Source organism: Arenibacter hampyeongensis (assembly GCF_002909255.1).
Classification (GTDB): Bacteria; Bacteroidota; Bacteroidia; order Flavobacteriales; family Flavobacteriaceae; genus Arenibacter; species Arenibacter hampyeongensis.
In genome coordinates this window covers 161,493-175,288 of record NZ_PIOB01000010.1, presented here as the reverse complement: position 1 = coordinate 175,288, position 13,796 = coordinate 161,493, and the positions used below count along the sequence as shown (strand labels likewise).

Annotated in this window: 8 protein-coding genes; 4 read left to right on the top strand and 4 right to left on the bottom strand. The window is 39.4% G+C overall.

The features are described from left to right. Positions 1-1,074 precede the first annotated feature (1,074 nt). The 4 genes from CWD91_RS19550 to CWD91_RS19535 all read right to left on the bottom strand — a co-directional run bounded on the left by CWD91_RS19550 (position 1,075) and on the right by CWD91_RS19535 (position 8,068). A complete protein-coding gene (locus CWD91_RS19550) occupies positions 1,075-2,583 on the bottom strand; it encodes a RagB/SusD family nutrient uptake outer membrane protein (protein WP_103442672.1) in 1,509 nt (502 codons plus the stop codon). Positions 2,584-2,602: 19 nt separating this feature from the next. Beyond that, positions 2,603-6,010: a TonB-dependent receptor gene (locus CWD91_RS19545; protein ID WP_103442657.1), complete on the bottom strand. Its 3,408-nt coding sequence runs from the start codon at positions 6,008-6,010 to the stop codon at positions 2,603-2,605. Between the two features lie 146 nt (positions 6,011-6,156). Continuing rightward, complete coding sequence (locus CWD91_RS19540; RefSeq protein ID WP_103442656.1) at positions 6,157-7,377, bottom strand: FecR family protein; 1,221 nt, start codon at positions 7,375-7,377, stop codon at positions 6,157-6,159. 100 nt (positions 7,378-7,477) lie between these two features. Next, positions 7,478-8,068, bottom strand: coding sequence for an RNA polymerase sigma factor (locus CWD91_RS19535; RefSeq protein ID WP_103442655.1), 591 nt, complete (start codon positions 8,066-8,068; stop codon positions 7,478-7,480). Between the two features lie 221 nt (positions 8,069-8,289). Here CWD91_RS19535 and CWD91_RS19530 point away from each other — a divergent pair, with 221 nt between their 5' ends. From CWD91_RS19530 to CWD91_RS19515, 4 genes are all read left to right on the top strand, one after another. Then, positions 8,290-9,156, top strand: coding sequence for an AraC family transcriptional regulator (locus tag CWD91_RS19530; RefSeq protein WP_103442654.1), 867 nt, complete (start codon positions 8,290-8,292; stop codon positions 9,154-9,156). Between the two features lie 102 nt (positions 9,157-9,258). Further along, entirely contained in the window at positions 9,259-10,581 is a 1,323-nt protein-coding gene (locus CWD91_RS19525; protein WP_103442653.1) for an L-fuconate dehydratase, read from the top strand. 48 nt (positions 10,582-10,629) lie between these two features. Further along, positions 10,630-11,406, top strand: coding sequence for an SDR family NAD(P)-dependent oxidoreductase (locus CWD91_RS19520; protein WP_103442652.1), 777 nt, complete (start codon positions 10,630-10,632; stop codon positions 11,404-11,406). A 145-nt stretch (positions 11,407-11,551) separates the two neighbouring features. Further along, complete coding sequence (locus tag CWD91_RS19515) at positions 11,552-13,795, top strand: alpha-L-fucosidase (RefSeq protein WP_103442651.1); 2,244 nt, start codon at positions 11,552-11,554, stop codon at positions 13,793-13,795. The last annotated feature ends 1 nt before the right edge of the window (position 13,796 follow it).

Here is a 13,796-nt window from a genome sequence, read left to right as displayed (position 1 = left end):
ACCTAGTGAAGAAGGGTCTTTTCTTTTGTTTAGCTCATGGCCGGTTATTTTCTTAAATATGAATTCGTGAACCTGCGGTTTCGTTTTATTCATTGCCTGTTTATTTTGGAATAAGGTATTCATAAACCTCCTGCGTCGGTTTCTTTGGACAGCAAAGAAATTGAAGATTCACGAAATCCAATTAAAAACAATAAAAACCACTTGAGTAAAATGAAAGAATAATTTTAATAATAATTTCATCCGATTTTGCCCAATAAATAAAGCTAAAATCAAAAAACACGAAATATTATGTTCATCCTAATTTTTGAAGAAACACAACAAATAAGCATGATCCATAGTACAACTGCATAATCTTTACGACTTGACAAAAAAAATCCGGAACCTAAACGGTATCCGGATTTTTCAAAACTAACTCAACTCAATCTTTATCAGGTCCATTTAGAGGAACTTGGAGTGAACCTGAAACTTTAAAACTCTAATATTTTAACAATTAATTTCGCTTATGAAATCTAATGCAAGATAAGTGGTTAGTTGTTGGTTCGCTACCAATTAACTGACAAACACTGATATTTTTTTTGCATTTTTGACATAGTAGTACGTTTTATGGTATATATCTTAAATACGGATAATAATTATGAAAGACTAAATGTTGGATTTGTCCTAAGCTAAAAGCAGTTTTTTAAAGCCATTCTAAATGGTTTGGGATTTATTTCCTAAAGGTACATTTCAATTTTCCCTGATTTGTACTTCCAGGACCTTAAATAGCGATGGGTTTAGATAACTACATTTGGAAATTTAATCGTCAATATAATTGGATTGATTGCACAAAGGTTATAGGGGTTGATATGGAATCATGCTTACCTATCCAGTAAGCTTGAGTAGTGTTAATTGTGTTAAGACCTTCTAGATATAACTATCTATAAACAAAGACACGGGTGGAATTTCCTGCCCGTGTCTTGTTTAGTTACCTTGGTTCTTGATGCTTTTGGGCTTCAAGAATTGTATAATAATTACTGAAAAGCTTTATGGCCTTTTTTGAATACCATATTTGAGTCATTTTCAGGGCAACATTAGTTAGTAGCCCGTATTTTGTACTAGATTCGGGTTGTTCTGCATTTCAGATGTTGGTATCGGAAACAATAGTTCTCTCGCTGTTAGCGCTTTATTTGGCAAGTAAGAAAAGTTATGGCCCACAAAATCTTCCAATACATTGGTTTCAGGGTTATACGCTTTTCTCCATCTCACCATGTCATACCATGTTTTATTTTCAAAACTCAACTCATGAATTCGCTCTATCTGTACAGCATCTCTAAAGGCGGCCTGTGAAAGACCGGTCAAATCCAACAGTTCAGCACGTTGCCTGATCTCGTTCACAGCATCATATGCCTCAGTTGAAGGTCCACTTTCAGCTTCATTAGCTGCTTCCGCATACATCAGTAATACATCGGCATAGCGATATAGGCACCAATTCAAGTCAGATTGGGCGCTTCCTTCTTGCGCTGCAATATCAAAATGCTTAAAGATATACGGGGCTCCAAGATTGACACTGGTGTTGCGATCGGCATCTAAAGTATAACTGTTAAAATAGAATTGCTTTTCTTCCGCCCGTTTATCCCCCACCTCGTAGGAGGCTACAAACTCATTTGTGGAAAAGATACCCCCGGTTTGTGCCGAATAGGCCGAAATTCCCAAGTTATATGGTAAAATTCCCGGCTGCCAGTTTCCATCTTGAATACCTGCCGCGAATTGGGTCATAAAGATGTATTCCCCTGTGTTCTTAGTGGCAGGGTCATGTAATTCGTCATAGGTGTCAAAAATGGCAAACACGTCCGAATCAATGACTTCTTTAGCCTTGGCAGCGGCAAGCGCGTAATTCTCTGTTTTTTGGAGGGGGTAGCCTGCCATGGTCAAATATACATCTGCCAATAGGGTTTTAACTGCGCCCAGAGACACTCTACCAGATAGATCCCTCCAAGCTAGGCCAGCACTTTCGGCTTCTGTAAGATCGCTAACAATTAAGTCATAGACCGCTTCTGGCGAAGATTGTTCAGGGTACAATTGCTCCGACCCCAAATCTACCGAATTGGTGATGATGGGAATGTTTCCGAACATGCGTACCAAGCCAAAATAATAGTAGGCTCTAAAGAATTTCGCTTCCGCCAAATACTTCTTCTTTAATGCTTCGTCCATATTTATTTCAGGTATTTTTTCAATTGCCAAGTTGGCCCTTGAGATGCCTAAATAATATCCGGTCCAGAAACTGCTTCCATATCCATTGTCCGAATTATTAATTAAATCCTTTACCAAATAAATGTTGGTAGCCTGCCCTAAGGAGGTGTTGGCCAAGCCTGTGGCAAACTCTAACATCATCCATGTGCCTCCGCCAAAACCACTATTGGTAATTGAAATCAATGGTTCATATGCCCCATTAACGGCACTCTGGGCATGTGCAGCCGTGGTAAAGTAAGTGTCGGATGTGAAGTTGGATTCATCTTCTTCATCCAAAAAATTACTACATGCCGTAATGCTTGATATTGCGGTTACGACGGCTATAGCTCTTATAAAGTTTTTATAGATTTTCATTTTTTTATCTTTTATATGGTTATAGTCCAACATTTAATCCTAGCATAAAAGTTCGAGGTCTTGGATAATCATAAAGAGAGAATCCTTGATCGAAAGCTCCGCCACCATTCGAACTTTCAGGGTCGTACCCTGGATATTTCGTGGCTACAAAAAAGTTCTGCACCGAGGTATATACCCTAAGACGATTCAAGTGTAAACGCTCTACCAATTCAGGTTTGAAGACATAGGAAAGCATTAAATTTCTTCCTCTTAAAAAAGAAGCATCCTTTAACTTTCCTGAATCGTTGTTGGTGTCATATCCAGCAGCAATTGGTCTTATCTGGGCAATATCGGTATCTTGATTATCCGGAGTCCACGCATTTAAGACGGTCGCGAAGCTATTTGCAATTGTTTGACGGTCTTCGGCAGAGTGTTCGTCACGGTACATTACACTATTGCCATATTGAAACTGCAAGTCTACCAGTAGCTCAAGATTTCCATATCTGAAGGTATTTGAAAAGGTTCCAAAACCGTCGGCAATACCTTTTCCAATGATGGCACGGTCATCACTATTGATGGCCCCATCATTGTTAAGATCACGGTATTTGATATCACCTGGTAATCTATCATAGATAGCTGCCTGGGCTGCCTCATCGGTGTTCCACGTACCTTCATCAATATATCCGAAGAATGTACCTACAGGTTCGCCAACGCGGATCAAGGTAGACCCCAAGAAAATATCGGAACCTCCTGAAAGTGCAGTTACTTCGTTTTTATTGATTGAAATATTGAAGTTACTGTTCCATCCAAATAGTTCATTATCAAAATTGACAGTATTCAAATTAATTTCTATACCCTTGTTTTCCAAACTTCCAACATTTCTAAATACATTGGTAAAACCACTTGAAGATGGAACCGGAGCATTAAGGAGCATATCGGAAGTCAATTTTCGGTACACATCGAGCTCTAACCCGATACGATTATTGAACAGGCCTAATTCAATACCGGCATCTACCTGTTCCGTTTTTTCCCATTTTAAATCTGGATTGGCCATACGCCCAGGGACAGTATAAGCCGAGCGGGCGCCATTAAAAATTACCGAACCATTGGTCAAGCCGGCTAATCCTTGGTAAGCTGGTAATTCAGAGTTACCTGTTGTACCATAACTAGCCCTAATTTTAAGATTGGAAATGGTTTCGTTCTGTGAGAGAAAATCCTCTTCGGAAGCCCTCCAGGCCAATGCAGCCGATGGGAAAAAGGCAAACTGATTTTCTGGTCCAAATTTAGAAGATCCGTCGGCTCTACCTGTAAGTGTCAACAAATATTTGTTCATGTAGTTATAGTTGACACGCCCAAAATATGAGTTTAGCCCGTAAGCAATTTTGCTCGACGTTGGTGTCTGGGGGTTAGACCCTGCACCAAGGTTGTTAAAGCCATAAAAGTCATCGGCAAATCCTCGGGTCGATGCCAGTGAACTGAATTGATCAACATGTTGCCAGGAAAGTCCTGCCATGGCCGTTAAGGAATTATTGCTGTCAAAATCTTTGTTATAGGTCAAATAGTTTTCAAATTGCCAAGAATTATAACGTGAGTTTGAGACACTTGCGGCACCATCGGGCAAGGCTATATATCTTAGGTCCTTACCACCGTAATAATCGTTTCTTTGGTTAATGATATTGGTTCCTAAGGTAGTTCGTAATTGAAGGTTCTTATTGAATTTAATATCGCCGTAGAAGCTACCCAAAACGGTCTGGGTCTTGAGGTAATATCTACGATCATTCGCAACCGCCACTGGGCTGCCACCACCTTCCATTCCAGGATAGTGTATGTTAGATCCCCAAGTGCCATCCTCATAACGGACCGGTATAATAGGTAGGGCCTCATATACTTGACGCATGGTGGTAATACCACCGCCTCCTAGTTGGTCTACTTGCTTTTCGTCTTGGTCGTTGTAGCTTAGGCTGCCCCCAACTTTTAACCAGTCGGTAACATCGGTATCCAAAGTAAATCTACCTGAATAGCGCTTCAGCCATGATTCCACAATAAGTCCTTCTTCATCCCTAAAACCCATAAACAGTCCAAAATTGGATTTTTGGTTACCACCTGTAAATGAAAGTTGGTGATTTTGGGTAATAGCATCCCTAATGGCTTCATCTTGCCAATCGGTATCATAAAGTGGATTACCACTGCCATCAAAAAGCCTTGGGTCGGTTCTCTTTAATCTAGGGTCGGTATATCTTCCACCTGCCCATCCATCCGGGTCAAATTTTTCAGCATTGGCATATGCAATTTCCTCAACACGAAGAAACTCTTCTGAATTCAACAGATTAAGCTTTTTAGGTAAAGTTCCTATACTGAAATCCACATCGTAATTAAGACGTGTTTCACCAGAAGTTGTTCCTTTTTTAGTAGATACAAGAATCACACCATTGGCGCCCCTGGCTCCATATATTGCTGTCGCGGAAGCATCTTTTAAAATTTCAATGGATGCGATATCATTGGGATTCAGGTAATCTATAGGGGTACTTCCGTTAGATAAACCGGTCGCATTTAGGATAACACCATCTATTACATAGAGTGGGGTATTGGCGATACTTACCGAGGTATTACCACGGATTCGCACTACGGTTCTACCTCCTGGTCGTCCAGAACCGGAGGTTATGTTCACACCTGCTACCTTACCGGCCATGGCCTGGTTCAATGAAGATGCCGGTCTTTCCGCCAATTCTTCGGACTTAATGGAGCCCACTGCACCGGTGAGGTCACTTTTCTTTTGTGAACCATACCCGATCAAGACTACTTCGTCCAAACCAGCGGCACTTTCTTCCAAATTTACCATTATGGTAGTTTGTCCATTAAGCGGTACTTCTTTGGATGCAAATCCTATGTAGGAAATAACTAGGGTTGCATTCTCATTGGCCACATCAAGTGAAAAATTACCGTCAAAATCGGCTGTAACCCCATTAGTGGTCCCTTTTTCCACAATGTTCGCCCCAGGTAAGGGGTTGCCGTCCGAATCGCTAATGGTTCCGCTTACAGTTTGTTGTTCAACGGTATTATTTATTGGGGCAATGGATTTATTTGTTTTGCCCGTTTTTAAAATAATCTGCTTGTTCTTGACGCTGAAATAAATATCCGTAGCTTCAAATAAATCTTCCAAAATATTTGAAATGGGCTCTTTATTCACGTTAACGGAAACAGTTCTCCCTAAATTGACCTTTTCATGATTGTACAGAAACCTAAAATCCGAGAGTGACTCAATTTCATTAAAAACCTGTTGAACGCTAACGTTTTTAAGGTTTAATGTAATTTTTGTGTTCTGTCCGTACGTGTTGGCCTGAATTTTAAACAGAGAAACTATTAGTAAAAGAGTTGTTAGTTTCATCTTTAAATGATGTTTGCTTAGCCAATCCGCATGGAAAGGCCCGACTAAATTTAATTTTTTCATACTTTTGTAAAGGTTTGGTGATTAAACATTTCATTTGTTTATATCACTTTCTTATGCCGGGGAATGCGCCAACATTTTCCGGTTTTTTTGTAAAAGTGATTTTTTAGTGCACATGGTTTTATTTTATTTTCATTGGCATTCTTTTTTTAATTAGTATTTGAATTGAGTATTATAATTTTAGAACCCTCCTTTATAAATTCAAAGGGTGTATCTTCTTTAAAAGCTTCCAGGATTTCCATAATGGTCTCATTTCTAAATGTAGCCGTGTATATTTGATTTTCCAATCGTCCACTCTTATCTTCTATGGTAATATTGAAGTGTCTTTCCAATTTTGTCCTAATACTATAAAAGGGGGCGGCCTTAAACACAAGATACCCATCGACCCATGCGGTATAGAGATCGGTATCCACTTCCTTTATGGTCATCGTATTGCTGATTTTGTTCCATTCGGCACTTTGTCCAGGGACCAGCTGGGAGGCAGAGTTTGTTCTTATGTCGGCACCTTCTTTGTAAAGCAGCACGGCACCCTCAACCAACACAGTGCTGATGTCCTCATCTTCCGGATAGTATGAAAGGTTAAATTGTGTACCCAATACCCTTATGTTCATTTGGTCCGCATTTACAATAAAAGGGTGTGTCTTGTCTTTGGCGACATCAAAAAAGGCCTCTCCATTTAAGAACACTTTCCTTTCCTCTCCAGCTAGAAAATTTACTGGATATCTAATGGAGCTTCCAGAATTCAACTTTACTTTGGTTCCATCGGATAGGACAAGGTCGAATTGGCGACCATAGGGCACATATAAAGTGTTGTATACGAGTTTGTTTTGAGTTTCAGTGCCTGTGTATTGTAATGAATTTCCCTGTTGTGAGGCAATCAAATTTCCGTTTGTAGTGGTAATCTTTCGTTTCCCATTTTCAGAGATTGTTTCAATGGTGCCGTTGTCCAATTGCAATGTAATTGCGTCTGAATTTGGATTGTGTTGTATTACAACAGGTGTAGAAGGCAATTCAGTGTTTTTTTGGTTAAAAAAGTATATGCCTGCCAGCAATAATAAGGTCGCTGCAATAGCGGACCAATATTTAATATTGTTATAAGGAGCTACATTTCTAACTTTTTTTTTGTTTTCAAGGTCTTCTATTTTAAAAAGTATTTTCTGCAATAGAATTTTGGAATCCTCATTTTTTCTTTTCTTATGGGGTAGGTTTCCATTTTTTACATTTTCCCAGTGTTTGGCCCAAACTTCATTTTTAATTATATCCAGATCCGAGCTGTTAATAAGCTCTGTTAGACAATCCAATTCCTTTTTAGAAATGGTATTGTCCACCAATTTCTGGAAGAGCATATCCAATTTATTCTCGTTCTGCATCTACAGTATTTTAATAGTATTATTGTGGTCTATATAAGTAATACACCTCAAAAATGATAAAGTCCCAAATTGGAAATGTATTTTTTGCGAAATAGATAAATTACGCGGAAAGAAGTAGACTTATAAGAAGAATATATATGGTGTCTGCCATATGAGGTTTTAACTCTGTCCTGATGATTTGCAGGGTTTTCCAAAGGTGGTTTTTCACCGTTTTTTGTGTTATCCCCAAAAGATTGGCAATTTCCTCATTGCTTTTGCCTTGTTGTTTGGACAATACGAAAATACTTCGTTTTTGAGTGGGGATTTGTTGGAGGATATCGTTTACTATATCCTCGTATTCACCAAGTAAAATGGTGTTTTCTGTTTCCTCATTTAAAAAGCTGATGTTCTTCCAGTATTCCTTCTTAAGGGATTCCTGGTTGGCGATACTTCTTAAATAGTTATAAGTCGCATTTTTTGCAATTGTAAAAATGAAGGCATCAAAACTATGATCAAGATCAATGGTGTCCTTTTTTGTCCAAATCTTAATAAATACTTCCTGTAGGATCTCTTCCGAGGCATAATCCGACTTCGTTATCGCGTGTATAAAATAAAACAACCTTTTTTCATACAGTTCAAAAACTGTCTTGAATGCCGACCTATTTCCTTTTACTAAGGAAGCTAATAACTGGTCTAAGGGTTGTCCTGACATTTCGAAAACAATTACAAGATTAGAATTTTATTAAAAAATTTACGGATATTTTTTTTGAGAAATATATAGTTTTAAAAGGTATCGTTCGAAATTAGGGGGAATTTTCTTTCAATTCAACTAAAAATTGAACATTTAGCAATACTTTTTTTGCCAATATTTAATCCATGTAAAAAATGATGTATATTTAAAATCTCATTAAGCCTTTTTTTATTTATCTTTTTATGAAATTACACCTTCTTAATAGGGCCAGTTTACAGAACAGTTCCTTTACTGTTACACAAAATCGTTATTCCCATTTCTTAAAAATTTGGCATTATCACCCGGAATTGGAATTGGTTTACATTGCAAAAAGTACAGGGACCCGTTTTATCGGGGACGGAATTGAAAAATTTTCTGAAGGTGATCTTGTATTGATCGGTAAAAACCTGCCCCATATGTGGCTTAATGATGAATTGTATTTTGAAGCCGGTTCGGACTTGGTTTCGGAAGCCATTGCCATTCATTTTAAGGAGGACTTCCTAGGGTTGGCATTTTTGGATGCCATAGAGATGAAACCTATATTGCAATTGATAAAAAGAGCTGCCCAAGGAATAAAATTTTCGAATATCGACCTTAAGGTTATTGAAAAAATTAAGAAACTGCATAGCCTGGAGCCATTTGAAAAAACGATCAAGTTTATTGAGATTTTGTACAAATTGGCAAATCATGAGGAATACCAATTATTGTCCAGCCCTGGGTTTTTGAATTCCTTTAATAAAACGGATAATAAAGGCCTTGATGAAATTTATGAATTTGTATTCAAGAATTTCAACCAACCTATTGGCTCTAAGGATGTGGCGGAAATTGCTAAAATGAACCCCTCGGCCTTCAGTAGATTTTTCAAACGAATCCACAGAAAAACCTTTACACGCTATTTAAATGAAATACGAATTGGGTATGCATGTAAATTGCTTATAGAAAATAAGAATAACATAACCCCGGTTTGTTATGAGTCGGGCTTTAATAACATTTCAAATTTTAATAGACATTTTAAGTCAATCACAGGCATGTCTCCCTCAGATTATATTAAACTTCATACTCAAAATTAGCAAAAATCCCAATATCGGTCAAAAAAGTATCGGAATTGGTGCTTCTAGTGGTGGTTATAGATATGGTTTGGATTTAGTTTTGTTTCTATAATATTATTCCAAATGAACAGCAAAATAATTATTACGGATGTTTTGGTTAAAGACGTCCGATTTCCTACCAGCAGATCCCTGGATGGATCAGATGCCATGAATCCAGACCCGGATTATTCTGCGGCCTATGTAATTTTAAAAACCAACCATCCCGAAGACTTGGAGGGGCATGGGTTGACCTTTACCATTGGTAGGGGCAATGAACTTTGTGCTGCGGCAATTCATTCCTTGGCGCCCTTGGTAAAAGGTAAGTCTTTGGAGAGTTTTACTGCAAACATGGGAGCTTTCTGGAAGATGATTACAGGCGACAGTCAATTGCGTTGGTTAGGCCCTGAAAAGGGGGTGATTCATTTGGCGACAGGTGCTGTGGTCAATGCGGTTTGGGATCTTTATGCCAAAGTTGAAAAGAAACCACTCTGGAAACTCTTGGCAGATATGACGCCGGAAGAATTGGTGTCCTGTATAGATTTCACCTACATTACAGATGCCATTACCCCTGAGGAAGCATTGGAATTGCTTAAGGGTAAAGAGGCATCCAAACAGGAAAGAATCAATAAATTATTACAGGATGGGTATCCTGCATATACTACCTCCGCAGGCTGGCTTGGCTATTCGGATGACAAAATGAGGAGACTTTGCAAAGAGGCCAAAGCGGCTGGCTTTAAGCATATGAAAATAAAAGTAGGGTCAGATTTAAATGATGATATGCGCCGTGCAGGAATTATCAGGGAAGAGATCGGTACCGATTTAAAACTGATGATGGATGCCAACCAAAAATGGGATGTGGACGAGGCGATAGCCAATATGGCGGAGCTTAAGAAGTTTGATCCATGGTGGATAGAAGAGCCAACGAGTCCGGACGATATTTTGGGACATGCAAAAATTGCAAAGGCCGTACACCCTATAAAAGTGGCGACCGGTGAGCACTGTCAAAACAGGGTGGTGTTTAAACAATTAATGCAGGCCAACGCCATTGGAATCTGCCAGATCGATAGTTGTAGAGTAGGAGGGGTAAATGAAATTTTGGCCATACTTTTGATGGCAGCAAAATTTAAAATACCTGTTTGTCCACATGCCGGTGGAGTTGGACTTTGTGAATATGTGCAGCATCTATCCATGATTGATTATATTGCAATAAGTGGTTCCCTGGAGAATCGTATTATAGAGTATGTGGATCATTTGCACGAACATTTCTATGACCCAGTGGTTATTAAAAATGGTGCCTATATGCCTCCCTCAATGTCTGGCTACAGTATTACGATGAAGGAACAATCCTTGGAGGATTATAGTTTTCCGGATGGTGTAATTTGGAAGGATGAAGTAATTGCCAAATAATAGGAAATCAAGTAGAGTAGTAAATAAGATCAATAATCCGAAGAATATATGTCACTTTTTAGTTTAGAAAACAAAACAGCTGTAGTCACCGGTGGCGCCAGTGGTATTGGTGAAGCTATTTCCAAAGCGTTTGCCGGCCAAGGAGCCGATGTGCACATTTTGGAATTTAATGCAGAAAACGGAGAACGTGTTGTTGGGGAAATAGAAGCCAAGGGCGGGAAGGCAGCCTTTCACGCCTGTGATGTTTCCAATAGTGCCCAGGTGGCGCAAATAATTTCCACTATAGGCGCAGATAAGTATATAAATATTTTGGTGAACAATGCCGGAATAGCCCATGTGGGAAATTTGGAAGGTACAGCAGTAGAGGATATGGATCGCATTTATAATGTAAACATCAAGGGAGTTTATAATTGCATGCATGCGGTTATTACCCGGATGAAGGAGAAAGGTGGGGTTATTATAAACATGGCTTCAATTGCTTCTTCCGTAGGTATTTCGGACCGCTTTGCCTATTCCATGTCCAAGGGAGCGGTACTCACTATGAGCTATTCCGTAGCCAAGGATTATTTGGATAAAGGTATTCGGTGCAATACCATTTCACCTGCTAGAATCCATACCCCTTTTGTTGACGGATTTATAAATAAAAATTACCCTGGAAAAGAAGCGGAAATGTTCGAGAAACTGTCCCAATCCCAACCCATAGGAAGAATGGGAAAACCCGAGGAGGTGGCCAATTTAGCAGTTTATCTATGTTCAGATGAGGCTTCCTTTATTACAGGAACCGATTTTCCTATCGATGGAGGTTATATAAAGTTGAACGGATAGGATTATTTGGAATATCTGTTGCTGGACTGATTTTAAAATGGAGCTAGATATCAATTTGATGATTTAGTTCCATTTTAAAAAAAAAGAAACTAGTAACAGCCCCCTTTTTAAATGTTCGGAATTATAAACAATCAACTATTACTAAATGAATAAATTAGTTAAATACGTAGCAATTATAACTCTTTTGACGGCTTGTTCCCAGAAATCTGGGCTGAATGCCTTATTGATGCCAGTGTCCAGTACTCTTGATGTCCATGAAACGGATAGTAATGATTCCATTTTGATTAAGGCGGCCCATGTAGTGCCCACCCAAAACCAGTATGAAGCCTTACGGAACGAGTTTATTGCTTTTATTCATTTTGGCCCCAATACTTTTACTAGAATGGAGTGGGGTAATGGGATGGAAGATCCCAAAATATTTGATTTACAAAATTTGGATACCGACCAATGGTGTAAGGCTATGAAGGATGCCGGGATGAAAATGGTGATTTTCACCGCCAAGCACCATGATGGATTTGTACTATGGCAAAGTAGATATACAAAACACGGAGTTATGTCCTCCCCTTTTAGGGAGGGAAAAGGTGATGTCCTCAAAGAATTGTCCGAATCCTGTAAAAAATACGGTCTTAAATTAGGGGTATATCTTTCCCCTGCCGATTTGTTTCAAATAGAAAATAAGGATGGACTATATGGCAATTTAAGTGAGTATACGGAGAGAACCATTCCTAGGCAAGTTGAAGGAAGACCCTTCGTGAACAATACCACCTTTACTTTTAAAGTTGACGATTACAATGAGTATTTCTTAAACCAATTGTTTGAGCTGCTTACAGAATACGGGCCTATTCATGAAGTATGGTTTGATGGGGCCCACCCTAAAAGAAAGGGCGGCCAGACCTATACCTATCTTGCCTGGAAGGAATTGATAAGGGCTTTGGCACCAAAGGCAGTCATTTTTGGCAAGGAGGATATTCGCTGGTGCGGAAATGAATCTGGTGGCACTAGGGATACGGAATGGAATGTGATTCCTTATCAGGAAGACCCAGACCAAATGAACAGCTTTCCAGATCTAACGGCCGAATCCTTGGGAAGTAGGGGAGATCTTTACAAAGGAAAATACCTACATTATCAACAGGCAGAAACCAACACTTCCATTCGTGAAGGTTGGTTTTATAGGGATGACACGGATCAGAAAGTCCGTAGTACGGATGACGTGTTCGATATTTATGAGAGATCGGTTGGTGGGAACTCAACATTTTTGTTGAACATTCCGCCCAATAGGGAAGGTAAGTTTTCACCAAGGGATGTTTTGGTATTGGAAGAAGTTGGCCAACGAATCAATGAAACTTACAGTGTTGATCTTCTATCGGGGGCCATAGGACCCCAAGCTGTCCTGGATGACGACTTATCCAGTTTTGAAGTGTTGGGTGAAGGCGCCCAGGAGGTAATTATTGAAACCAATGCTCCTATCACCATCAATAGATTGGCAATTCAAGAGGCTGTAGATACTCATAGTGAACGTGTGGAAAAGCACGCTTTAGACGCATGGGTGGACAATGCCTGGAAAGAAATTGCCACGGCCACGAATATTGGTTATAATCGCATTTTACGATTCCCGGAAGTTACTACCCAAAAATTGCGGATTAGAATCTTGGAATCCCGCTTTTATCCCGCTATTGCAAACATTTCGGCACATTATTACAAGGCTAGGCCGCCACAACTTAGTGTCGAAAGATCGGTAGATGGTTCTGTAACAATATCGCCCAAAAAGGACACTTTTGGTTGGAAACCCCATGGGGAAGATGTTGCGGCAAACATAAATTCCGGTTATAAAATTCATTATACTACAGACGGCAGTGATCCCACTGCGGCCTCCCCAATTTACAATGAAGCTTTTAAAATACCTTCAGGAGAGGTGAAGGCCATTGCAGAAGTGAATGGCCAATTGGGTAGTATAGTTTCACAGCTTTTCGGAATCATCAAAATGGATTGGACAGTCCTTGGGGTGGATAGTGTTGATGGGGAATATGCCGCTCAAAATGCCTTTGACGGCGACCAAAGTACCTATTGGAGTTCCGCCGCAAATTCCAAGGTACATTATATCAATATCGATCTTGGAAAGGAATATGCTGTAACCGGATTTACCTATACTCCACAAACTTCCTCGTCCGAAGGAATGTTGGAAAGGGGTGTCGTAAAAATTAGTTCGGACGGAAAATCGTGGAATAATGTTTCGGATTTTGGCTTTGGAAATCTAATAAATGATCCTACGACCAGAACGCATATGTTCCAGTCTAAAATAAGTACCAGATATATCAGAATTGAATCCAAGGAAATAGCTGGTAATGGGAAAACTGCAGCCATTGCGGAATTGGATTTTTTATTGGATTAAG